24 protein-coding genes and 1 riboswitch are annotated in these 22,972 nt (G+C 71.8%); of the genes, 4 read left to right on the top strand and 20 right to left on the bottom strand.

What is annotated here, in order from left to right:
- Positions 1-3 precede the first annotated feature (3 nt).
- The 14 genes from CS0771_RS08210 to paaA form a co-directional block, all read right to left on the bottom strand.
- On the bottom strand, positions 4-1,329 hold the full coding sequence (locus CS0771_RS08210) for an NADH-quinone oxidoreductase subunit D (RefSeq protein ID WP_212840461.1): 1,326 nt from the start codon (positions 1,327-1,329) through the stop codon (positions 4-6).
- Positions 1,326-1,985: an NADH-quinone oxidoreductase subunit C gene (locus CS0771_RS08205; RefSeq protein WP_371821366.1), complete on the bottom strand. Its 660-nt coding sequence runs from the start codon at positions 1,983-1,985 to the stop codon at positions 1,326-1,328. Before CS0771_RS08205 ends, CS0771_RS08210 begins: the two co-directional genes overlap by 4 nt.
- Entirely contained in the window at positions 1,958-2,614 is a 657-nt protein-coding gene (locus tag CS0771_RS08200; RefSeq protein WP_212840459.1) for an NADH-quinone oxidoreductase subunit B family protein, read from the bottom strand. The genes CS0771_RS08205 and CS0771_RS08200 overlap by 28 nt, the downstream gene beginning before the upstream one ends.
- Before the next feature lies 1 nt (position 2,615).
- Positions 2,616-2,984 (bottom strand): NADH-quinone oxidoreductase subunit A, encoded by a 369-nt coding sequence (locus CS0771_RS08195; protein ID WP_244870674.1) that lies wholly within the window; start codon positions 2,982-2,984, stop codon positions 2,616-2,618.
- Positions 2,985-3,063: 79 nt separating this feature from the next.
- The gene (locus CS0771_RS08190; RefSeq protein ID WP_212840457.1) at positions 3,064-4,335 is read right to left on the bottom strand and encodes a geranylgeranyl reductase family protein; all 1,272 of its coding nucleotides are present in this window, start codon (positions 4,333-4,335) and stop codon (positions 3,064-3,066) included.
- 276 nt (positions 4,336-4,611) lie between these two features.
- Entirely contained in the window at positions 4,612-4,803 is a 192-nt protein-coding gene (locus CS0771_RS08185) for a hypothetical protein (protein ID WP_212840456.1), read from the bottom strand.
- A 49-nt stretch (positions 4,804-4,852) separates the two neighbouring features.
- The gene (locus CS0771_RS08180) at positions 4,853-5,548 is read right to left on the bottom strand and encodes a demethylmenaquinone methyltransferase (RefSeq protein ID WP_212840455.1); all 696 of its coding nucleotides are present in this window, start codon (positions 5,546-5,548) and stop codon (positions 4,853-4,855) included.
- A gap of 55 nt (positions 5,549-5,603) precedes the next feature.
- Positions 5,604-6,347, bottom strand: coding sequence for a hypothetical protein (locus CS0771_RS08175; protein WP_212840454.1), 744 nt, complete (start codon positions 6,345-6,347; stop codon positions 5,604-5,606).
- 185 nt (positions 6,348-6,532) lie between these two features.
- A complete protein-coding gene (gene mqnC, locus CS0771_RS08170; RefSeq protein ID WP_212840453.1) occupies positions 6,533-7,723 on the bottom strand; it encodes a cyclic dehypoxanthinyl futalosine synthase in 1,191 nt (396 codons plus the stop codon).
- 186 nt (positions 7,724-7,909) lie between these two features.
- Positions 7,910-8,962 (bottom strand): 2Fe-2S iron-sulfur cluster-binding protein, encoded by a 1,053-nt coding sequence (locus CS0771_RS08165; protein WP_212840452.1) that lies wholly within the window; start codon positions 8,960-8,962, stop codon positions 7,910-7,912.
- A gap of 10 nt (positions 8,963-8,972) precedes the next feature.
- Positions 8,973-9,473, bottom strand: a complete 501-nt coding sequence (gene paaD, locus CS0771_RS08160) for a 1,2-phenylacetyl-CoA epoxidase subunit PaaD (RefSeq protein WP_212840451.1) — start codon at positions 9,471-9,473, stop codon at positions 8,973-8,975.
- 76 nt (positions 9,474-9,549) lie between these two features.
- Positions 9,550-10,230: a 1,2-phenylacetyl-CoA epoxidase subunit PaaC gene (paaC, locus tag CS0771_RS08155; RefSeq protein WP_212840450.1), complete on the bottom strand. Its 681-nt coding sequence runs from the start codon at positions 10,228-10,230 to the stop codon at positions 9,550-9,552.
- Positions 10,227-10,508, bottom strand: a complete 282-nt coding sequence (gene paaB, locus CS0771_RS08150; RefSeq protein ID WP_203747578.1) for a 1,2-phenylacetyl-CoA epoxidase subunit PaaB — start codon at positions 10,506-10,508, stop codon at positions 10,227-10,229. Before paaB ends, paaC begins: the two co-directional genes overlap by 4 nt.
- Positions 10,509-10,575: 67 nt before the next feature.
- Positions 10,576-11,601, bottom strand: coding sequence for a 1,2-phenylacetyl-CoA epoxidase subunit PaaA (gene paaA / locus CS0771_RS08145; RefSeq protein ID WP_212840449.1), 1,026 nt, complete (start codon positions 11,599-11,601; stop codon positions 10,576-10,578).
- Positions 11,602-11,825: 224 nt separating this feature from the next.
- Here paaA and CS0771_RS08140 point away from each other — a divergent pair, with 224 nt between their 5' ends.
- Both CS0771_RS08140 and CS0771_RS08135 read left to right on the top strand, forming a co-directional pair.
- Positions 11,826-12,839, top strand: coding sequence for a serine hydrolase (locus CS0771_RS08140; RefSeq protein WP_212840448.1), 1,014 nt, complete (start codon positions 11,826-11,828; stop codon positions 12,837-12,839).
- A gap of 44 nt (positions 12,840-12,883) precedes the next feature.
- Entirely contained in the window at positions 12,884-13,828 is a 945-nt protein-coding gene (locus tag CS0771_RS08135; protein ID WP_212840447.1) for a hypothetical protein, read from the top strand.
- Between the two features lie 14 nt (positions 13,829-13,842).
- Here CS0771_RS08135 and CS0771_RS08130 read toward each other — a convergent pair whose 3' ends face one another.
- A complete protein-coding gene (locus CS0771_RS08130) occupies positions 13,843-14,691 on the bottom strand; it encodes a menaquinone biosynthetic enzyme MqnA/MqnD family protein (protein WP_371821365.1) in 849 nt (282 codons plus the stop codon).
- Positions 14,692-14,758: 67 nt separating this feature from the next.
- A complete protein-coding gene (locus tag CS0771_RS08125; protein WP_244870673.1) occupies positions 14,759-15,328 on the bottom strand; it encodes a helix-turn-helix transcriptional regulator in 570 nt (189 codons plus the stop codon).
- Between the two features lie 125 nt (positions 15,329-15,453).
- On the opposite strand from CS0771_RS08125, the gene CS0771_RS08120 reads away from it, so the two are divergent.
- Positions 15,454-17,472, top strand: coding sequence for an AAA family ATPase (locus CS0771_RS08120; RefSeq protein WP_244870672.1), 2,019 nt, complete (start codon positions 15,454-15,456; stop codon positions 17,470-17,472).
- A gap of 99 nt (positions 17,473-17,571) precedes the next feature.
- Complete coding sequence (locus CS0771_RS08115; RefSeq protein ID WP_212840446.1) at positions 17,572-18,894, top strand: aminotransferase class V-fold PLP-dependent enzyme; 1,323 nt, start codon at positions 17,572-17,574, stop codon at positions 18,892-18,894.
- A 10-nt stretch (positions 18,895-18,904) separates the two neighbouring features.
- Here CS0771_RS08115 and CS0771_RS08110 read toward each other — a convergent pair whose 3' ends face one another.
- The 4 genes from CS0771_RS08110 to CS0771_RS08095 all read right to left on the bottom strand — a co-directional run bounded on the left by CS0771_RS08110 (position 18,905) and on the right by CS0771_RS08095 (position 22,726).
- Entirely contained in the window at positions 18,905-19,930 is a 1,026-nt protein-coding gene (locus tag CS0771_RS08110) for an ArsR family transcriptional regulator (RefSeq protein WP_212840445.1), read from the bottom strand.
- Between the two features lie 62 nt (positions 19,931-19,992).
- Positions 19,993-20,760, bottom strand: coding sequence for an ABC transporter ATP-binding protein (locus CS0771_RS08105; RefSeq protein WP_212840444.1), 768 nt, complete (start codon positions 20,758-20,760; stop codon positions 19,993-19,995).
- Complete coding sequence (locus tag CS0771_RS08100) at positions 20,760-21,788, bottom strand: FecCD family ABC transporter permease (RefSeq protein ID WP_371821364.1); 1,029 nt, start codon at positions 21,786-21,788, stop codon at positions 20,760-20,762. Before CS0771_RS08100 ends, CS0771_RS08105 begins: the two co-directional genes overlap by 1 nt.
- A gap of 5 nt (positions 21,789-21,793) precedes the next feature.
- Positions 21,794-22,726 (bottom strand): ABC transporter substrate-binding protein, encoded by a 933-nt coding sequence (locus tag CS0771_RS08095; RefSeq protein WP_212840443.1) that lies wholly within the window; start codon positions 22,724-22,726, stop codon positions 21,794-21,796.
- 89 nt (positions 22,727-22,815) lie between these two features.
- Positions 22,816-22,947: riboswitch (cobalamin riboswitch) on the bottom strand.
- Between the last annotated feature and the right edge of the window lie 25 nt (positions 22,948-22,972).

The following is a 22,972-nucleotide window of genomic DNA, read 5'->3' as shown; positions in this document are numbered from 1 at the left end:
TTGTCATCGGTCACACCCACCCATCACCGGGTCGAGGCTGGCTCCACCCGCGATCACATCGGCCAGCAGGCCGCCCTCGGCCATCGCGGGGATGGCCTGCAGGTTCACGAAGCTGGGTTCCCGCATGTGGACCCGGAACGGCCGGGTGCCACCGTCGGAGACCACGTGCGCGCCCAGCTCGCCGCGCGGCGCCTCGATCGGCACGTACACCTGGCCGGCCGGGACCCGGAAGCCCTCGGTGACCAGCTTGAAGTGGTGGATCAGCGACTCCATCGACTGACCCATGATGTGCGCGACGTGCTCCAGCGAGTTGCCGAGGCCGTCGTTGCCGATCGCGAGCTGCGCCGGCCAGGCGATCTTCCGGTCCTCGACCATGATCGGGCCGGGCTTGAGCCGGTCCAGGGCCTGCTCGATCAGCTTCAGCGACTCGCGCATCTCGGCGAGGCGCACCTCGTAGCGGCCCCACACGTCGGCGGTCTGCGCCACCGGCACGTCGAACTCGTACGTCTCGTAGCCGCAGTACGGCATGGTCTTGCGCAGGTCCCAGGGCAGGCCGGCGCTGCGCAGCACCGGGCCGGTGACGCCGAGCGCCACGCAGCCGGTGACGTCCAGCACCGCGATGCCCTTGGTGCGCGCGGTCCAGATCGGCTGGCCGGAGAGCAGGTCCTCGTACTCCTTGAGCCGCTGCGGCATGAAGCCGAGGAACTCGCGGATCTTCTTGACCGCCTCGTCCGGCACGTCCTGCGCCACGCCGCCGGGGCGGACGTAGGCCATGTTCATGCGCAGACCGGTGATCATCTCGAAGATGTCGAGGATGAACTCACGCTCGCGGAAGCCGTAGATCATCATCGACAGTGCGCCGAGCTCCATACCGGTCGTCGCCAGCCACACCAGGTGGGAGGAGATCCGGTTCAGCTCCATCATCAGCACGCGGATGGTGGTCGTCCGGTCGGTGATCTGGTCCTCGATGCCCAGCAGCTTCTCCACCGCGAGGCTGTACGCCGTCTCGTTGAAGATCGGGGCGAGGTAGTCCATCCGGGTCACGAACGTGGAGCCCTGCGTCCAGGTGCGGTACTCCATGTTCTTCTCGATGCCGGTGTGCAGGTAACCGACGACGGTGCGCGCCTCGGTGACCGTCTCGCCCTCCAGCTCCAGCACCAGCCGCAGCACGCCGTGCGTGGACGGGTGCTGGGGACCCATGTTGACGACGATGCGCTCGTCGTGGATCGGGTCGACGCCGGACACCAGGCTGTCCCAGTCACCACCGGTGACCGTGAAGACCTTGCCCTCGGTCGTCTCGCGCTCCTGCGCGTAACCAGCGTTGCTCATCGGTACGCCCTCCGCGTGTCGGGCGGCGGGATCTCGGCGCCCTTGTACTCGACCGGCACCCCGCCCAGCGGGTAGTCCTTGCGCTGGGGGTGGCCCTCCCAGTCGTCCGGCATGAGGATCCGGGTCAGGTTCGGGTGCCCCTCGAAGACGACGCCGAACATGTCGTACGCCTCGCGCTCCTGCCAGTCCGCGGTCGGGTAGACCGAGGTCACGCTGGGCAGGCGCGGGTCGGCGACGGTCAGCGCGCACTCCAGCCGGATGCGGCGCCGGTACGTCATGGAGGTGAGGTGGTACGCCACGTGCAGGCGGCGCTCCTCGGTGACGTAGTCGACGCCGGAGACCGACGAGCACAGCTCGAACCGCAGCGACTCGTCGTCGCGCAGGATCTGGCACACCTCGGCGATCTTCGCCGGGACGATGTGCAGGGTGATCTCGCCGCGGTCGATGACCACGCGCTCGATCGCGTCGGCGAAGCCGGGGTAGGCCTCCTCCAGCGCGTCCACGACCTCGTCGAACCAGCCGCCGAACGGCCGCTGCGCCTCCAGCTGGACCGGCCGCTTGCGGACCAGGCCGCCGAAGCCGGAGGTGTCACCGCTGCCGGTGACCCCGAAAAGTCCCTCAGGCTGAGTCACCGGTGGTTCCCCCGCTCCATCCACTTCGCGATGCGCAGCTGCTCCTCGCGGCCCTCGGCGGCGGCCTGCTCCCACTCGGTGCGCAGCGCCTTGTTGTAGCGGTAGCTCGACGGCATCGCGCCCGCGGCGACCACCGGCTTGCCCTCCCGGGCCTCCTTGGCGGCCAGCATCTTGCGGCCGCCGGCGCCCAGCGGCTCGGCGAGGATCTTGTCGTGCAGCTTCAGGATCGCGTCGAGCAGCATCTCCGGCCGCGGCGGGCAGCCGGGCAGGTACATGTCGACGGGGACGATGTGGTCCACGCCCTGCACGATCGCGTAGTTGTTGAACATGCCGCCGGACGAGGCGCAGACGCCCATCGACAGCACCCACCGCGGCTCGGGCATCTGGTCGTAGATCTGGCGCAGCACCGGGGCCATCTTCTGGCTCACCCGGCCGGCCACGATCATCAGGTCGGCCTGGCGGGGCGACGCCCGGAAGACCTCCATGCCGAAGCGGCCCGTGTCGTAGCGGGCCGCGCCGGAGGCCATCATCTCGATCGCGCAGCAGGCCAGGCCGAAGGTGGCCGGCCAGAAGCTGGCCTTACGGGTCCAGTTGACGAGCCCCTGGACGGTGGTGAGCAGCACCCCGGAGGGGAGCTTCTCTTCGAGTCCCATGTCAGTCCCAATCCAGGCCGCCACGACGCCATACGTAGGCGTACGCGACGAACACCGTGCCGATGAACAGAACCATCTCCACGAAGACGAACACACCTTCGAACTGGTCGAAGCTGACCGCCCACGGGTAGAGGAAGATGATCTCGATGTCGAAGACGATGAAGAGCATCGCGGTCAAGTAGAACTTGATCGGGAAGCGTCCGCCGCCGACCGGCTGAGGGGTCGGCTCGATGCCGCATTCGTAGGCGTCGAGTTTCGCCTTGTTGAAGCGGCGGGGTCCGATGAAGGGTGCTGCCGCGACCGAGAAAAGCCCGAAGGCCGCGGCCAGCGCGAAGAGCCCAACGATGGGCACGTACGCGGAGAGCGACACCTGCCTGCGTCCTTTCTTCCCGGTGAACTGTTGTGTTTCGCCTGCTTGCAGTCCGTTAAGATCCTCGCCCCGCGGCCCGCTACACCGCGGGTGCCACGCGGGACATGGCATTGATGATCCGGTCCATGGCGTCCCCGTCACGCTGATCGGTGAGGTTCGCCAGCAGCTTGAGCACGAACCGCATCAGCGTCGGGTGCGGCATGCCGTGCTTCGTCGCCACCTTCATCACCTGAGGATTCCCGATCAGCTTCACGAAGATGCCGCCAACGCGGTAGTAACCGCCCAGCCGCCGCTTCAGCTCGGCCGCGTACGCCTGCAGCGCCCGCTCCCGGGCCGGGCCCGCCGGCCGGGCGAGCGCCTGGATCAGCACGTCCGCGGCGAGCTGGCCGGACTCCATCGCGTACGCGATGCCCTCGCCGTTGAAGGGGTTGACCATGCCGCCCGAGTCGCCCACCAGCATCATGCCCCGCGTGTAGTGGGGCGTGCGGTTGAACCCCATCGGCAGGGCCGCGCCCAGCGTCTTGCCCTCGGCGTTGGCCTCGTCGTTCAGGCCCCACTCCTCGGGCGTCGCGCCGAGCCAGTCGGTGAGCATCTGCCGGTAGTTCGTCTGCTGGTACGCCTTGGACGAGTTGAGCACACCAAGACCCACGTTAACGCGGCCGTCGCCCAGCCCGAAGATCCAGCCGTAACCGGGCAGCTGCGCGCTGCCCGCCTCGCGGCTGCGCAGTTCCAGCCACGACTCCAGGTAGTCGTCGTTGGTCTTGGCCGGGCAGCGGTAGTAGCGGCGCACCGCCACGCCCATCGGGCGGTCCTCGCGCTTGGCCATGCCCAGCGCCAGCGCGAACCGGCCGGAGACGCCGTCCGCGGCGACCACCAGGTGCGCGCGCAGCGTCTTGACGCCCTCGGCGGTCTTCACCTCGACGCCGACCACGCGGCCGTCGGTGTCCAGCACCGGGCCGGTCACGTTGTGTCCGGTCTTCAGGATCGCCCCGGCGGCGACGGCGCGCTGCGCGAGCATGTCGTCGAAGTCCAGGCGGGTGCGCACCAGGCCGAAGTCGGGGAAGCTGGCCAGGTCGGGCCAGTCCAGCTCCAGCCGGACGCCGCCGCCGATCACGCGCAGGCCCTTGTTGTGCAGCCAGCCGGCCTCGGGGCGGACGTCCACGCCCATGTCGATCAGCTGCTTGACCGCGCGCGGGGTCAGCCCGTCGCCGCAGACCTTCTCCCGCGGGAACTCGGTCTTCTCCAGCAGCAGCACCCGGGCACCGTGCCTGGCGAGGTGGTACGCGGTGGCGGAGCCGCCCGGACCGGCACCAACGACGATCACATCGGCATCGATATCGGTCGGTGTCATGCTCACCTCCACCTCGACCTGAACGTTCGTTCCGGGCTCGTGAAAGTCTTCACAAGCCAGTCCGGCGAGCAGTCTAGAACTGCGCCGAGACCCCGTAATGGTTAGGTGACCCTAACCATGAATGACCCCCCGAAAACGCTCCCATCCCCACCTCGATCCGCCCCGTCCGCCCCTTTGCCCTGCCGCAGGTCTCAACGAGCCGCGCCCCCCGATACGCGCTCAAGCCGCAACTCTTCGAGAGTTGCGGCAGGGCAGGGGGCAGGCAGGGCGGGGTGGTCAGGGGTCGGGTGAGGGGTCGGGCGCGGAGGAGGGCGGCGCGGAGTCGGGGTCAGGGGTGTCCCCGGCGCGGGCGGCGCGGCGGGCGGCGGCGCGGCGGCGGGCGGCCTCCTCCAGGTCGGCCACGCGCACGGGCGGCTCGCCGTACCCGCCGCCGAGGAACCCGATCACCGCGCTCTCGTCATACCCCATGCCCTGATCGTGCGGCGGCACGCCGCGCCGTGTCCGGGAAACGGCCGGATCAGGCCGGGCGGACCGCCTTGTGCAGCGCCACGATGCCGCCGGTCAGGTTGCGCCACTTCACCTGCGACCAGGTGTTCTCGCCGATGATCGTGGCGAACTCGCGCTGGTCGGGCCACGCCCGGATGGACTCGGCGAGGTAGACGTACGCCTCGGGGTTGCTCGACACCTTGCGCGCCACCGCGGGCAGCGAGCGCATCAGGTACTGCAGGTAGACGGTGCGGAACGCGCCGTTGGTCGGATGCGAGAACTCGCAGATGACCAGGCGGCCGCCCGGCTTGGTGACCCGGGACAGCTCACGCAGCGCGGCGGGCGTGTTCGCCACGTTGCGGATGACGAACGAGGTGGTCACCGCGTCGAACGTCTCGTCCGGGAACGGCAGCGCCAGCGCGTCCCCCGCGACCAGCGGCACCTTCGGCCGGTCGCGCCGGCCCACGGCCAGCATGCCCAGGGACAGGTCGACGCCGACCACGTACGCGCCCGAGCGGGCCAGCTCCTCGGTCGAGACGCCGGTGCCCGCGCCGAGGTCGAGCACCTTCTCGCCCGCCTTCAGGCTCAGCGCGGCCCGGGTCGCCCGGCGCCAGCTCTTGTCCTGGCCGAACGACAGCACGGAGTTGGTCTTGTCGTACTTCTCCGCCACCCCGTCGAACATCGAAGCGATCTCGTGCGGCTCTTTGTCAAGGTCTGCGCGGCTCACAGCCGCCACTCTGCCAAACCCGGCGCGGCGGCGCTGCGGCGGCTGCCACACTGCGCTACTCCGTGTCGTCCTCTTCGCCGCCGGAGCGGTCCCGCCACAGGTACGCCGCGCCGCCCAGGCCGACCAGCCCGAACAGCACCGCCCCGACCCCGATCAGCAGGAATCCGCTGGTGGAGGAGTCCTTCTCGGCCGCCGGCTGCTCGGCGACGATCGGTGCCCCGGTGCCGTAGTCCGGCTCGAAGGTCTCCTGCGGGCTGAGGCTCTGCTGCGGCGACGGGCTCTCGCTGGGCCGGGGCTCGGCCGACGGCTTCGGCGAGGCGGTGGGCTGCGGCCTGGTCACGCCCTCGATGACGATCTCCGCCGAGTTGTTGGCCTTCTTCGCGTCGCAGCCACAGGTGACGGTGAACGCACCCGCCCCGGTCACCCTGGACGTGATCTTTATCTGGATGGTCTGGAAGCCGCCCTCGGGCCGCGCGGCGATCCTGCTGCGCCACTCGGTGCCGAGCCCGCACCTGGCGGTCGTGCGCTCCTGGTTGTAGACACAGGCCGTGCCCGCCGCCTTGACGATCACCGTGCCGGCCGGGGCGCGGTAGCTGAGCACCACCTGCTGGATGGTCAGCGGGTCACCGTGGTTGGCGATGCCCACCGACACGTCGACGGTCGCCCCGATCGCACCGCGCGCGCCCTTGGCCAGCGCCGCGAGATCCGGCCCGGCCGCCCAGGCCGGAGCGGCGGCGGCCCCCACCGCCGCGACGAGCGCCACGAACAGCGCGGCGATCCCGTTCACGATGCGCGTCATCGATGTCCCCCCGACGTCACAGTCAGGTGGACACTAATGTCCGGCGGCCACCCGCCCCCATAGTCCGATCAGGCACAGACCGGCCGGCGGCTCCCGCCACGTGAAGATCACTGCTTCGTGTCAGAACCTGCGGTCTGACCGCACTTCTGGACACGAAACGGCGATCTAGCCCGCGCGAGCGAAGCTCAGCGCGCGTCGACCAGGGGGAGCTGCTTGCCCACGCCGCCGCCCTCGATGGCGATGGAGGAGAAGTGCGAGGTCACGCGCTCGTCCGTCGGGTCGTCGGCGGGGGTCCAGTGCACCTGGAGGTGGCGGTACAGCGTGTCGCGCTGGGCCGGGATGCGGCCCGCGGTGCGGATGAGCTGGATCAGGTCGTGCAGGTTGGACCGGTGCCGGGCGCCCGCCGAGGAGATCACGTTCTCCTCCAGCATGATCGAGCCCAGGTCGTCCACGCCCATGTGCAGCGCGAGCTGGCCGACGTCCTTGCCGGTGGTCAGCCAGGACGCCTGCAGGTGCGCCACGTTGTCGAAGAACAGCCGGGCCACCGCGATGAGCCGCAGGTACTCCAGCGACGTGGCCTGGGTGCGGCCCTTGAGGTGGTTGTTCTCCGGCTGGTAGGTCCACGGGATGAACGCGCGGAAGCCGCCGGTGCGGTCCTGCACGTCGCGGATCATGCGCAAATGCTCGATGCGCTCGGCGTTGGTCTCGCCGGTGCCCATCATCATGGTGGCGGTGGACTCGACGCCGTGCCGGTGCGCCACCTCCATGACCTCCAGCCAGCGCGCGCCCGACTCCTTGAGCGGGGCGATCGCCTTACGCGGCCGGTCGGGCAGCATCTCCGCGCCGGCGCCCGCGATGGAGTCCAGGCCGGCCGCCTTGATGCGGGCCACGGCCTCGTCGATGGACACCCCGGAGACCTTGGCCATGTGCAGGATCTCGCTGGGCCCGATCGAGTGGATCATGAGCTGCGGGTACGCCTGCTTCACCGAGGCGAACAGGTTCTCGTAGTACTCCACGCCGAACTCGGGGTGGTGGCCGCCCTGCAGCATCACCTGCGTCGCGCCCAGCTCGACCGCCTCGCCGCAGCGGCGCAGGATCTCGGCCGTGTCGTGCACCCAGCCCTCGGCGTGCTTGGGCGCGCGGTAGAACGCGCAGAACTTGCACGCCGTCACGCAGACGTTGGTGTAGTTGATGTTGCGGTCGATCAGGTACGTCACGACGCCGTCCGGGTAGCGGCGGCGGCGCACCGCGTCAGCGGCCTCACCCAGCGCGTGGAACGGCGCGTCGGTGTAGAGCAGCAGCGCCTCCTCGGCGCTGATCCGGCCGCCGTCGGCGGCCCGCTGCACGATGCTGTCGATCTCCCTGTTCGCACTCACGCCACCGAGACTAACCCGTCCCCACCGCCCCGAGGCCGCCTGGTCCGTCACACCCTCCCGCCGCTCCCGCGTCCGCGTGCGCCACTCTGCAGTTTCGGGGAAACTGCACGAACCTGAGCCAGGGATCGTGCAGTTTCCCCGAAACTGCGCAAGCGCGCCGCCGCGACGGCACGGCCGCGACGCGGGTCAGGCGTCGAAGTCGAGGGTGAGGGCGTCGGTGGTGGGGGTGGACTGACACGTGAGGACGTAGCCGGCGGCCAGCTCGTCGGGCTCCAGGGACCAGTTAGCGGCCATCTGCACCGAGCCTGAGACGACCTTGGCGCGGCAGGTCGAGCACACCCCGCCCTTGCAGGCGTACGGCAGCTCGCCGCGGTGCCGCAGCGCCGCGTCCAGCACCCGCTCGGCACGGTCCATGGTGAAGTCGGTGGAGCGTCCGTCCAGGACGATGGACACCTCGACCTCGCCGCCCTCGGCCACGGCGGCCTGCGGCGCAGGCGGCTCCTCGGCGTGGAACAGCTCGACGTGCACCTTGCCCGGGGCGCCCGCCGCGGCCAGCGCATCCCGGCCCGCGCGGACCACGCCCAGCGGCCCGCACAGGAACCACTCGTCCACGGCCGCCAGCTCGAACTCCTTGAGCAGCGCGGTCACCCGCGGCCCGTCCAGGCGGCCGGACAGCAGCTCGCTGGGCTGCATCTCCCGAGACAGCACGTGTACGAGCTGCAGCCGGGCGCCGTAGCGGTCCTTCAGGTCGGCCAGCGCGTCGGCGAACATCACCTCGGACGCGCTGCGGTTGCCGCAGATCACCGTGAACGTGCTGCCCGGCTCGACGGCCAGCGCCGTGGCGATCAGCGACAGCACCGGCGTGATGCCGGAGCCGGCCACGATCGCGCCGTAGCGGCGGGTGCGGGCCGGGTCCAGTTCGGTGGTGAAGCGGCCCAGCGGCGGCAGCACGGGCAGCGTCTCGCCGGGGGCCAGGCCCTGGGCACGGGTGGAGAAGACCCCGCCCGGCACCCGCTTCACGCCGATCGTCAGCACGCCCTGTTCGCGCAGCTCAGCAGGGGTGGAGCAGATCGAGTACGAGCGGCGCAGCGCGCCGTCGAGGCGTACCGTCACATGCTGCCCGGGCCGGAAGGTGAAAGCCTGCCGCAGCTCGGCGGGGACGGCGAAGGTCAGCGCCACCGCGGACGGGGTCAGCGGCTCGACGGCGGAGACGGTCAGCTCGTGGAAGGTCGTGCTCACAGCGGCGTGCTCACAGTTTCTTGATCGCGTTGAAGGGTTCCAGGCAGGAGCGGCAGCTCCACAGGCTCTGGCACGGCGTCGAGGCGTACCGGCTGATCTGCAGCACCGGCGTCACGGGCTTGCCGCCGTGCGCGCAGCGCGGGCAGGCCGGGGTGCCGGTGGCGCCCGGCGCGGCGATGCCGGTCCGCTCCAGTGCGGCCCAGCCCGACTCGGTGATCATGTCGGTGGACCAGGCCGGGCTGAGCACGGTCTTGACCTCGACGTCGGGGTGCCCGGCCGCGGCGAGCGCGGACCGGATGTCGTCGCGGATCGCGTCCATCGCCGGGCAGCCGGAGTAGGTCGGGGTGATGGTCACGGTGACCCGGCCGTCCTCGGCCAGCTCCGCACCGCGCACGATGCCCAGCTCACCTATGGTCACCACGCGCAGCTCGGGGTCCGGCACGGCGCCCGCGATCGCCGCGACCCGCGTCGGGTCGTCGAGCAGCACTATCTCGGTCTGAGCCTGCTCCATGCTCATGCCTCCCTTCCGTTAAGAAGGTGCCCTTCCTCTACGGAAAACGATAAGAAGGTGCCCTTCCTTTCGCTGGTCACCACTGGGCTCCGGGGTGGGCGCGGTGCAGGGACTGCATCTCGGCGAGCAGGTAGCCGAGGTGTTCGGTGTGGCGGCCGGTGCGGCCGCCGTCGGGCCGCCAGCGGTCGGCGGGGCGGGTCAGGCCGGCCTCGGCGAGGATCGGCTCGACCAGGGCCAGCCAGCGGTCGCGGATGCCCTCGGTGAGTTCGTGCGCGTACGGCCACAGGCTGTCCAGGGCGTCCTGGAGGCGGCGGTGCGACTCCTCGGTGCCGCCGCCCAGGCGCAGGGTCCACTGGTGGGCGTGATCGAGGTGGTAGGTCGACTCCTTGAGAGTCTTCGCGCCGATGCCCGCGGCGAGTTCGTCGTCGCTCGCGGCGAGGTCGGTGTAGCGCAGCAGCTGGGCGGCCGACAGCAGGAGCAGCCAGGCCATCGTCCAGGCGAAGTCCAGGTCGCCCCGGGCCGGGCCGAGCGGCAGCTCGACCAGCAGGCAGTTGCGGAACTGGTGGCCGTCGCGCAGGTAGGCCAGCTCGTCCTCGTCACCGGCGGTAGACAGCAGCAGCCGAGCCGCGCCGAGCTGGTCGAGCGCGATGTTGGCCAGCGCCACGTCCTCCTCCAGGGTGGGCGCGCGGGAGACCCACTCGCTCAGCCGCTGGGACGCGATCAGCGCGTCGTCGCCGAGCGCAAGCAGCTCGCTCACAGGTGCTCCACCCCTTCCGGCAGCTCGTAGAAGGTGGGGTGGCGGTAGATCTTGTCGGCGGCCGGGTCGAAGAAGGAGTCCTTCTCGTCCGGGCTCGACGCGGTGATCTCCGCGGCGGGCACCACCCAGATGGAGACGCCCTCCTGGCGGCGGGTATAGAGGTCACGCGCGTGCCGCAGGGCCATGCCCGCGTCCGGTGCGTGCAGGCTGCCGGCGTGCGTGTGCGCCAGCCCGCGCCGGGGCCGGACGAACACCTCCCACAGAGGCTCGTTACTCACGCCAGCTCCTCGCTTCGCTCGTCGTCGGCGTGGGTTCCCGCGCTCATGGTTCGCTCGCTGCGCTCGCTCACGCCGTCACCTTTCCGTTCTGCTTCGCCGCGTACGCCGCGGCGGCCTCGCGCACCCAGGCGCCTTCCTCGTGGGCCCGCCTGCGGTGCGCCATGCGCTGGCGGTTGCAGGGCCCGTCGCCCTTGACCACCCGCATCAGCTCGTCGAAGTCGGGCGAGGTGTAGTCGTAGTGGCCCCGCTGCTCGTTCCACCGCAGGTCGGGGTCGGGCAGGGTGAGGCCGAGGATCTCGGCCTGCGGCACGCACATGTCGACGAAGCGCTGGCGCAGCTCGTCGTTGGAGAAGCGCTTGACCTTCCACGCCATGGACTGCGCGGAGTGGGTGGAGTCGGCGTCCGGCGGGCCGAACATCGCCAGCGACGGATACCACCAGCGGTCCACCGCGTCCTGCGCCATCGCCCGCTGCTCGGGCGTGCCCTGGGCCAGCACGTACAGCGACTGGTAGCCCTGACGCTGGTGGAAGGACTCCTCCTTGCACACCCGGATCATGGCGCGGGCGTACGGGCCGTACGAGCAGCGGCACAGCGGCACCTGGTTGACGATCGCCGCCCCGTCCACCAGCCAGCCGATGGCGCCGACGTCTGCCCAGCTCAGCGTGGGGTAGTTGAAGATCGAGCTGTACTTCTGCTTCCCGGAGATCAGCGCGTCGGTCAGCTCCTCGCGGCTGATGCCCAGCGTCTCGGCGGCGGCGTAGAGGTAGAGCCCGTGCCCGGCCTCGTCCTGCACCTTGGCCAGCAGGATGGCCTTGCGGCGGAGAGTGGGGGCACGGCTGATCCAGTTGCCCTCCGGCTGCATCCCGATGATCTCGGAGTGCGCGTGCTGGGCGATCTGGCGGATCAGGCCGGACCGGTACGCGTCGGGCATGGCGTCGCGCGGCTCGATCTTCTGGTCCGCGGCGATGACCGCGTCGAAGGACGCCTCACCGTCCAGGGCCCGGTCGGCGGCCTCGCGAAGCGCGGCCTCGGCCTCCTCGACCTCGCCGAGCAGGCTGTCGGCGCCCGCGACGGCAGGCTTGGGAGTCTCCATGCGGCCAGTGTTACAGCTTCGCTCCGATCGGCGCAACAACTGTCACAACCCGCCCGCTCCCCGCGCCACGAGCGTGACCTGCGTCACTTCTGGCGACCGGGCTGAGCGCGAGCAAGACTCGGAAATGGCAGCTCAAGGCGATCCGGCCTACCGTTGCCGCCAACCCGGACCACCCCATATCCGGGCGAACCCACGACAATGCCGTCACCGGGAGCACCCCCTCCATGCAGCGCCGCCGCACCTTCAGCACCGCCGCGACGACCGCGCTCGGCGTTCTGGTCCTCGCTCTGGTGGCCCCTGCCGCCGCGGACCGAGTCGCGGGCGAGCGGACCGTCACCGACTCGCAGCAGAATGTTCAGGTGAACGCGAACGCGGGCGCCACGCCCGAGCCGTCGGCCGCAGCCGCCGCCCCGAGCCCGGCGAGCGTGCCGTCGCCCGCCGCGGCCAAGGCGCCCGCGAAGCCGGACGCGCGGGCCGAGGCCGCCCGCCAGCCCAGCCGCTCGCTGGTCGCGGGCCGGGTCAACCTGAACTTCACCGGCGACTTCATCGGCTACGCCATGCTCGACCGGCACACCGGCGAGCTGATCGCGTCCCGCAACGCGACGCAGACCAGCAGCACCGAGTCCATGATCAAGGTCTGGCTGGTCGCCGACTTCCTGCGCCGGGCCGCCGAGTCCGGGCAGACCGTCGGCCAGGACCGCCTCGACCAGGCGAGCGCGGCCGTCCGGCACTCCGACGACCGCGCAGCCCAGGCCCTCTACCTGGCCGGCGGCGGCAACGACGTGGTCCAGCGCATGATCGACATGTGCGGGCTGACCGACACCAGCCTCTACGACCAGTGGTGGAGCCGCACCCAGATGTCCCCGCGGGACGCGGTCCGGCTCGCCCAGTGCGTCGCCGACGGCACCGCGGCAGGCCCGCGCTGGACGGACTGGGTCATGTCCGAGATGCGCCAGGTGTCTGGCTCGACCGCCGCCGAGGAACAGTTCGCCACCACAGGCGGCGGGCGATGGGGCATCATCGACGGCGTACCGGACACCGTTTCCCGCACCCTCGCCATCAAGAACGGCTGGACCGCGATCGGCGCCGACAGCAACTGGCACCTGAACTGCCTGGCCATCAGCGATGACTGGATCATGACCGTGATGACCCGTTACCCCGTCGAGAACGGCCTGCAGTACGGGGCCGACGTCTGCGCCGACGTGGCGCGGCAGTTGGTGACGCCACCCAGCGCCTGACCGACGACATACTCCGTGACCCCTCCTCCCCCGGAGTCCCCCTCATGAAAGAGCTGCTCACCCGACGGCGCGCACTGCTGGCCGGCGGGGCCGGCCTCGCCGCCGCCATGACCACCGGAGGCATCTGGTTGGCCAACCGCGACAACGGCGTCCCCGTCCAGCACGCCTGGCGCGACCCCAGCCCCGCGCCGAGCGCGACGCCCGCACCCTCGACCTCGCCCGCCTCGCGGGCCATCCCCATCCAGCCGGGTCCGCCCGGCGTCGAGCACGCCGACCTGCTGGAGTCGGGCAACGCGGCCGAGCTGGTCAAGGTCAACACCAGCGCCTGGTACAGCTGGGCGCTGATGGACCGCAAGACCGGCACCATCGTCGGGTCAAAGAACTGGAACCAGACGAACATGACGGCCTCGATGATCAAGGCCTGGCTCGCCGCCGACTACCTGCGCCGCGCCGCCGACAACGGCCAGACGCCCAGCTCGACGCGGATGAACGAGATCCGCACGATGATCCGCGACAGCGCCAACGGGCCCGCCTCCACACTCTGGGCGGAGCTGGGCAGGTCGGCGACCATCTCCCGGATGATCTCGATCTGCAAGCTGACCGACTCCCGGGCCGGCGACGGCTGGAGCACCACCCGGCTGTCCGCTCGCGACACCTGCCGCATCGCGCACGCCATCGGCAGCGGCGCCGCGGCGGGCCCCCGCTGGACCGACTACCTCGTCGGCGAGATGCAGGCGGTACGCGGCATGGGCGACTTCGGTATCCGCAAGGCCTGGCCGAGCAACGAGCAGTCGAGCATCGCCATCAAGAACGGCTGGGTCAACCGGGATGCCACCAACGAGTGGAACGTCAACTGCATGGCGCTGGGCGACACCTGGACCATGGCGGTGCTGACCCGCTGGAAGATCACCAGCCCGAGCTGGAGCCACGGCGCCGAGATCGCGAAGTCGGTCGCGACCCAGCTACGGTCGAAGACCCAGCTGATCTGACCTACAGCTCGGATCTACAACGACATGAACTCCGGGCCGCCCTCGGGCAGCGCCGGCGCCTCGCCGAGCAGTGCCGCCCGGCGGGCGAACTCGCGCAGCCCGCTGATCTGGCGGCCGCCCAGCGAGAAGTCGAGCACGCGGAAGTACGACGCGAGCGTGGCGGCGTCGAAGGGCTCCCAGCGGGCCGCCGCCGCGGCGACGTCGTCCAGCTCGGCGACGCACAGGTCGCGCGAGCGCAGGAACGCCTCGTGCACGTCCTTGACCAGGCCCGGGTGCGCCGCCGCGAAGTCGCGCCGGACCGCCCACACCGCGAAGACCATCGGCAGGCCGGTCCACTCCCGCCAGGCCTGGCCCAGGTCGGTGACGGCCAGCCCGCGCTTGGGCGCCTCGAACAGCGCGCGCAGCGCGGCGTCGCCGATGAGCACGCCCGCGTCGGCCTCGAGCAGCATCGCGGTCAGGTCCGGCGGACTGGTGAAGTAGTCGGGGGTCACCCCGTAGCGGTCCGCCAGCAGCATGCGCGCCAGCAGGACGCTGGTCCGCGAGGTGCTGCCCAGCGCGACGCGGGAGCCGTCCAGCTCCAGCAGCGGCCGGGTGGAGACCACGTTGACCGACAGCACCGGGCCGTCCGAGCCGACCGCGAGGTCGGGCAGCAGCAGCAGCTCATCGGCGTGGCGCAGGTACTCCACCAGCGAGATCGGGCCGATGTCGAGGTGACCGGCGACCAGTGCCTCGCTCAGCCGGTCGGGGGTGTCCTTGTGCAGGTCCACGTCGATCAGCGCGCCCGAGCGCATCAGTCCCCAGTAGATGGGGAGGCAGTTCAGGAACTGGATGTGCCCGACCCGGGGACGCCGCATCGCGTTCATGATCAGGGAGCCTACCCTCCGCGGGCGACCCGGCGGGCGGTGCCCGCCGGGGCTGTGACTTCCCGCGTCAGTCGACCGGCACGGCGCGGATCTGGCAGGTGACCCGCCGGGCGGCGTCCGGCACCTCGGCGCGCACGCTCACCTTGTACGGCTCCAGCAGCGCCGTCATCTTGTCGGTGAGCTCGGTCAGCTCGTCCGCGGTGATGACGATGCCGAACTCGCTCATCAGCGCGGCGTCGTACCACTGGTCGGTCTCCTCGTGCGAGCGCGACAGCCAGTGGCGCACCCGCTCGTCGCCGCGGGCCAGGAACACCCCGGCCACGGCGCTCTCCGCGGCGCGCGCGTCGGCGCCGCCGTTCGGCCCCACCTCGATGGAGAAGCCACGGGTGCGGGCGCGCCACACCCGCTCGCGGCCGTCGCCGCGGCTGGGTGCGTCCTCGATCAGGCCCGCCTTCGCCAGCGCGCGCAGGTGGTAACTGGTCGCGCTGGGGGACAGGCCCACCATCTCGGCGCACTCGGTCGCCGTGGCGTCCTCGCCCGTCGCGGACAGGTGATCCATGATCGCAATCCGGGCCGGATGTGCCAGCGCCCGCATCACCGACGGGTCGGTGATCTTCAGCAGTCCCTCAGAGCTCACGCGTAAAGAAAATCACGTGCCCCGCCCTTCGTGACAGCTACCATGGTCGGTCGGTTTGACAGGCACAGCCGACAGCGCTCTACAGGGAGCGCAGAGCCGGGCGGCCCTCCTCTGAAAGGACGGCCGTGACCACCCACGCCCGTGTCACCCCCACCGACGACATATCCGCCGAACGAGACCACCTCACCACGTCCCGCGCCGCGCTGAAGGCCATGCGCGAGCGTGCCGAGTACCTGTTCACCACCGGCGACCAGGTCGCCGGGGACGCGTACACCGCCGAGCAGCTCGGCCGGCAGATGGCGCAGCGCATCAAGGAGCTGTCCGACGACCCGGCGGTGCCGCTGTTCTTCGGCAAGCTGACCATGTCCGACCTCGACGAACGCTGGCACATCGGCCGCCGCCACGTCACCGACGCCGTCGGCGAGCCGCTGGTGCTCGACTGGCGCGCACCCATGTCCCGCCGCTTCTACCAGGCCAGCGCCCGCGACCCGCAGGACGTCGCGGTGCGCCGCCGCTTCGGCTGGTCCCCCGCCGCGCCCGGCGGCACCACCGTGCTGACCAGCTTCGAGGACGAGCGCCTCGACGCCGGGGAGGAGCTGGGCACCGGCAGCGCGATCCTCACCGCCGAGATCGAGCGGCCCCGCGTCGGCCCGATGCGCGACATCGTCGCGACCATCCAGCCCGAGCAGGACGAGCTGGTCCGGGCCGAGCTGGAGGACACCATCTGCGTGCAGGGCGCCCCGGGCACCGGGAAGACCGCGGTCGGCCTGCACCGCGCGGCGTACCTGGTCTACCTGCACCGGGAGCGGCTGCGCCGGGCCGGCGTGATGATCATCGGGCCGAACCGCTCGTTCCTGCACTACATCTCGGCGGTGCTGCCCGCCCTCGGCGAGCTGGAGGTCGAGCAGACCACCGTCGCGGAGCTGCTCGACCAGCTGCCGGTGCGCGCCGAGGACGGCGACGCGGCCGCGGCGGTCAAGCACGACCCGCGGATGGCGCAGGTGCTGCACCGTGCGCTGTGGTCCCGGATCGCCCGCCCGGCCGGGCCGATCACCGTGTCCGACGGCTCGTACCGCTGGCGCGTCGACGAGGGCGTGCTCCGCCGCGTCGTGGACGAGGTGCGCCGCGAGCAGCCGCCGTACGCCCTCGGCCGCGAGCGGGTGCGCGCCCGCGTGGTCGGGCTGCTGCAACGGCAGTCCGAGGCCCGCCGCGGCGACTCCCCGCCGGACTCGTGGCTGCGCAAGATGGGCAAGGTCAAGGCGGTGGTGGAGCTGCTCGACCACTGCTGGCCCGCGGTCACCCCGCAGCAGCTGCTGGCCGACCTCTACACCGACCCCGAGCTGCTGCGCCAGGCCGCCGACGGGCTGCTCGACGAGGCCGAGCAGGAGTCGCTGCGCTGGCCGAAGCCGCCGCGCAGCCTGCGTACCGCACCGTGGACCGCGGCCGACGCGGTGCTGGCCGACGAGGTCACCGGGCTGCTCGACCGCCAGCCGGGCTTCGGCCACATCGTGATCGACGAGGCGCAGGACCTGTCCCCCATGCAGGCGCGGGCCCTGGCCCGGCGCAGCGCGCACGGTTCGCTGACGGTGCTCGGCGACCTCGCCCAGGGCACCACCCCGTGGGCCGCGCGCGACTGGCGGGACATGCTCGGCCACCTCGGCCGCCCCGACGGCCGCATCGTGCCGCTGAGCACCGGCTTCCGGGTTCCCGAGGCGGTGGTGGCGCTGGCCAACCGGCTGCTGCCCGCCCTGGACGTCGCGGTGCCACCGGCCCGCTCGCTGCGCCGCGACGGCTCGCTGGAGGTCACCGAGTCCGCCGACGTGGTGACCGCGGCCCGCGCCGCGCTGGAGCGTGAGGGGTCCGTCGGCGTCATCGCCGCCGACGCCGCCATTCCTGCCGTGCTGGCTGCGCTGCGTGAGGCCGGTCTCGATCCGTCCGAGCTGGACGGCGACGGCCGCCTCACCGTGGTGCCCGCGACGATGGTCAAGGGCTTGGAGTACGACCACGTGATCGTGCTCGAACCCGCCGCCATCGTGGCCGCCGAGCCGCGCGGGCTGCACCGGCTCTACGTCGCCCTCACCCGCGCCGTGACCAGCCTCATCGTCCTGCACACCGAACCGCTCCCGGAGCCCCTACGGCCGTGACGCAAGGAAGGGCACCTTCTTATCGCATTCCGATGTAGAAGGTGCCCTTCCTAACCTCCGGGGCTGGCGCACCGGCCGGGCGCGTGTTCCGATGGGGGGATGGGTGAGGTTTCGATCTCGCGTCGGGGGCTGCTGGGCGGGTTGACCGCGACCGCCGCGCTGGGCGCCCTGTCCGCATGCGACGGCACGGAGGCGACGCCGCCGGCCCCGGTGAGCAGCGCGCCGCCGCTGGACCCGAAGAGCTGGGCGAGCGTACGCGCGCAGTTCGCGCTCGACACGTCGAAGGCGCAGTTCGCGGCGTTCGTGTTCGCCAGCCCGCCGGCCGTGGTGCGCGACGCGATCGCCCGGCACCGGGCCGGGCTGGACGCGGACACGTTCGGCTACCTGCATGAGAACGAGGAGGGCGCGCTGGAGCGCATCCACGTCGGCGCGAGCCGCTACCTGGGCGTGCCCGGCACCGACGTGTGCTTCACCGACTCCACCACGATGGGCCTGGGCCTCCTCTACGGCGGGATCAGGCTGCGCCCCGGCGACGAGGTGCTGACCACCGAGCACGACTTCTACTCCACGCACGAGTCGCTGCGGCTGCGCGCCGAGCGCGACGGGGTGACCGTGCGCCGGGTGCGGCTGTTCGCGCAGTCCGCCGCGGCGAGCACCGACGAGATCGTGTCCGCGCTGGTCAAGGCGCTCACCCCGGCGACCCGGGTGGTGGCGGTGACCTGGGTGCACTCCAGCACCGGGGTACGCCTGCCGATCCGGGCCATGGCCGACGCGCTGGCCGTGCACAACAAGGACCGGGCGCCCGAGCAGCGGGCGCTGCTGTGCGTGGACGGGGTGCACGGGTTCGGCGCGGTCGACGCCGGGCCGGCGGAGCTGGGCTGCGACTTCCTGGTCTCGGGCTGCCACAAGTGGCTGTTCGGGCCGCGCGGCACCGGTCTGATCTGGGGGAAGCCCGAGGCGTGGGCCCGGTTCCAGCCGACGATCCCCGCGTTCGAGAACGCCGCGTTCGGCCGCTGGATGGGGCTCAGCCAGACGCCGCCCAATCCGGCCGGGTCGCCCGGCGGCTATCACGCGTTCGAGCACCAGTGGGCGCTGGCCGAGGCGTTCGAGTTCCACCGCACGGTGGGCCGGGCCCGGATCGCCGAGCGCACCGCGGCGCTGGCCACCCGGCTCAAGCACGGGCTGGCCGAAATCTCCGGGGTCACCCTGTTCACGCCGCGCTCGGCGGAGCTGTCCGCGGGCGTGGTCTGCTGCAACGTGGGTTCACTGCATCCCGGTATGGCCGCCGCGCAGCTGCGGGAAAAGGGCATCATCACCAGCACCACACCGTACGAGCCGTCGTACCTGCGGTTCGGCACCAGCATCCTGACCGGTGAGGACGACGTGGACCGGGCGCTGGCGGCGGTGCGCTCGCTCGGCTGAGCGAACGGGATCAGCCGGCGGCGAGCAGCGCCCGGCCGAGCGGGGTCAGGTCGTGGTGGACCGTGTTCCGGTCCCGGGTGCTGAGCACCAGCCCGCAGTTGCGCAGCACCGCCAGGTGCTTGCTGGCGGCGGGGACCGTGAGGCCCAGCCGCCGGGCCAGCACGGACGTGGTGCCGCCGGCCGCGACCGCCTCCAGCACCAGCGCGCGGGTGCGTCCCATCAGGGCGGTGAGCGGCGCGGACGGCGCGTCGCGGCGGGCGCTCGCCGTGCCCCACACGGCGGCCTCGGCCGTGACGCGGGCGGTGGGGTCGACGGGATACACCAGCACCGGGGGCAGCTCCGCGTCGGCGAGCACCATCAGCTGGCGGGTCTCCTTGAAGTAGGAGGGGATCAGCAGCAGCCCGCGCCCCTCCAGGTGCACGTCCCGGTCGGTGCTGCGGCCGTACATGCCGACCTCCAGCACGCCGTCGGCGTATCGCACCTGCGGGTGGAGCCGGCCGAGCACGGCGGCCAGCCCGCCGTCGACGAGCTGGCGGGCGCGCAGGGCCCGGTCGCGCCGGATCGCCTCGGTGACCTGGTCCCACACCGGCGCGAGGGCGAGGTCGTGGTAGCGGCGCAGGCTCGCGCCGAGCGCGTCCAGGTCCTCGGGACTGCCCCGGCCGATGCCCTCGATCAGCGGCCGGGTGTCGGCGGGCGCACCGGCGAGCTGGTCGATCTCGCGGCGCAGGCGGCGCTTCGGGGTGCGGAGCACCGCGTCCAGGCCCGCCTCGAAGCCGCCCACCGACTCGTACGGGGTGAGGAAGTCGGGGAAGTAGCCGCGCGGCGGGTTGAGCGCGAACGGCAGCGCGACCGCCCTACGCTCCCGGCTGCCCGGATGCAGCCGCCGGGTGATCTCGTGCTTCCAGCCCGCGAGGAACGGGTTCGAGTCGCGCAGCCGCAGCTGGTGCATACTCAGCGACAGCTCCCACAGGGGATCCGGCTCTGCGGCGATCCGGGTGGCGGCCAGATCCGCTCCGGTGAAATGGATCCGCAGCATCTGCGCATGATGACGGATCTAAGATCATCACACCAGGTGTTTGCCTCCTGAGGCAAACACCGTCAGCCCAGGCGCACCGGCACCACGATCGGGCCGAACTCGCCCGCGATCACCCGGACCCGCGCGCGGTAGTGCCGGGCCAGCAGCTCCTCGGTGAGCACCTGCGCGGGCGGGCCGTCGGCGGCCACCCGGCCCTCGGCCAGCAGCACCAGCCGGTCGGCGTACTCGCCGGCCACGGACAGGTCGTGCATGGTGGCCAGCACGGTGAGCGCCCGCTCCTTGCGCAGCGCGTCGACCAGCTCCAGCACCTCCTGCTGGTGGCCGATGTCCAGCGCCGAGGTGGGCTCGTCAAGCAGCAGCAGCGGCGCGCCCTGGGCCAGCGCGCGGGCCAGGAACACCCGTTGCCGCTCGCCGCCGGACAGCGTCTCCAGCTCCCGCCCGGCGAACCGGCGCAGCTCGAGGGAGTCCAGCACCTGCTCCACCAGGGACAGGTCACGGGCCGACTCGCGGCCCAGCGGCGCGATGTACGGCGTACGCCCGAGCAGCACGTAGTCGAGCACCCGCATGGCGGGCGGCACCACGGGCTGCTGGGCGACCGTCGCGACCAGCTGCGCCCGACGGCGGCGCGGCAGCGCCGTGGTGGCCGTGCCGTCGATGGTGACCGTGCCCGTGTGCGGCACCGCGCCGCCGACGGCCCGCAGCAGCGTCGACTTGCCCGCGCCGTTCGGGCCGATCACGGTGACCCACTCGCCGGAGGCCACGGTCAGGTCCACCCCGTGCAGGATCTCGGCGTCGCCGAGCGTGACCCGGATTCCAGCGACGGCCAGCATCAGACGCTCACCCGCCGGGTGGTGCGCAGCACCAGCACGAAGAACGGCGCGCCGAAGAAGGCGGTGACCACGCCGATGGGCAGCTCGCCCGGCGCGATCAGGGTGCGCGCGGCCAGATCCGCCAGCGTCAGGAAGGCCGCGCCGAACAGCAGCGACAGCGGCAGGATCGACCGGTACGAGCCGCCGGCCAGCAGGCGCACCACGTGCGGCACGATGATGCCGACGAACCCGATCAGCCCCGACACGGCGACCGCCGCGGCCGTGCCCAGCGAGGCGGCGCCCAGCAGGATCAGCCGCGAGCGTTGCGGGTGCAGGCCCAGGCTCGCCGCCTCGGTGTCGCCGACGCTCAGCACGTCCAGCTCCCGGCGCAGCGCCAGCACCACCACCGTGGTGACCACCGCGTACGGCAGCAGCAGGGTCACCTCGTGCCAGCCGTTGGTGGCCAGCCGCCCGAGCAGCCAGGAGTACACCTCGCGGATCGTGTCCACGTTGCGCTGCAGCAGGTAGGTCTGGATCGCGGCGAGGAACGCCGACACGGCGACCCCGGCCAGGATCAGCGTGGCCGACGAGCGGTCCCGGCCGCCCGCCACCCCGAGCAGGTAGGTGGCCAGCACGGCCAGGCCCGCCCCGGCGAAGGCGGCCGGGGCCAGCCACGCGGCCTCGCGCAGCGCGATGGACAGGGTCGCGCCGAGCCCCGCGCCCGCCGCGACGCCGAGCAGGTACGGATCGGCCAGCGGGTTGCGGAAGACGCCCTGGTAGCAGCCGCCCGCCAGGGACAGCATCGCGCCGACCAGGAGCCCCAGCACCACCCGCGGCAGCCGCAGCTCGGTGATGATCGCGATCTCACGCTCGTTCAGCCCCGACGGCAGGTCCACACCGGGGATCAGGTTCAGCAGCTCCGCCGCGACCGAGCCGGGCGGCAGCGTCACCGGGCCGAGCGCGACCCCGGCGATGAGCGCGACCAGCACGGCCCCGACGCCCGCGGCGAGCCACGGGAGTCGCAGCCGTGCCGGTCGCAGTGTCGTCACGACGATCAGGCCTGAACCTTGCCGGTGGCCTCGACGATCGAGCGGATCAGGTCGACGACGCGCGGGCCCCAGCGCGAGGCGATGTCGTCGTCGAGCGCGATGACCTGGCCCTTGCTGACCGCGGTGATCCCGGCCCAGCCGGCCCGCGCCTTCACGGTGTCCAGGCTCTGACCGCAGCACTTGGTGTCGGCCAGGAAGATCAGGTCGGGGTTGGCCTTGACCAGGGACTCGGCGGTCAGCTGCGGGTAGCCGCTGCCCTTGGTGTCCGCGGCGTCCGCCACGTTCTTCAGGCCGGCCAGCTCGAACAGCGAGCCGATGAAGGTCTTCGAGGTCACCGAGTACAGCGTCGGGTCGAGCTCGTAGTAGTAGGTCAGCGGGGTGGTGCGCTGCGGGACGTCCTTGACCAGCTTGGCGATGTCGTCCTTCATCCGCTGGGTGAGCGCGGCGGCCTCGTTCGCGTGGCCGGTCAGCGTGCCCAGCTCGGCGAGCTGCCGGTACGAGTCGTCCAGGGTCACCGCGGCCGGGGCGACGTACACGGGGATCTTCAGGGCGGTCAGCTGGGCCACCACGTTGTTGCTGTCGGTGCTGAGCACGACCAGGTCGGGGCTCTTCGCGGCGACGGCCTCGGCGTTGGGCTGGAAGCCGGACAGGTCCGTCTTCGGCGCCTCGGCCGGGAAGTTCGAGTTGTCGTCGACGGCGGTGACCTGGCCGCCCGCGCCGATGGCGAACAGCATCTCGGTCGTCGTCGGCGACAGCGAGATGATCTTCACGGGCTGCGCGGCGAGGGTGACCGAGCCGACTGTCACCGGGTACGCCGCGGCGGCGCCGGACGGCGCGGGGGTGGCGGGATCCTCGGTGGCGCAGGCCGCGAGCCCGGCCACGAGGCCGACGGCGGCCAGCGCGCCGAGCGCGCGCCGGGAGAGCGAAAGGGCAGACATGTAGATCCTCCTGTCGGTCGAGGCAAGGTCTTCGCCGACAGGGCCCGATCAGGTGGGGCAGCCCGGTCCGCGAGACGCCTTTCCTCGAAGGCGTGGTTCGCGACCGCCGCAGGCGACCTGGCTCCCCGCTCGACGAGCGGGATCACAGTTGCGGGACAGCGCCGGGTTCGCACCGGCTTCGCTGCGGACGGTCAGGCGACACGGTAATACACACCCGTGCCGCCGGACGCGAGACGGGATCAGGAT

The organism is Catellatospora sp. IY07-71 (genome assembly GCF_018326265.1).
GTDB lineage: Bacteria > Actinomycetota > Actinomycetes > Mycobacteriales > Micromonosporaceae > Catellatospora.
Note: the sequence above shows the minus strand (reverse complement) of the source record. Positions and strands in the feature narration are given on the sequence as shown.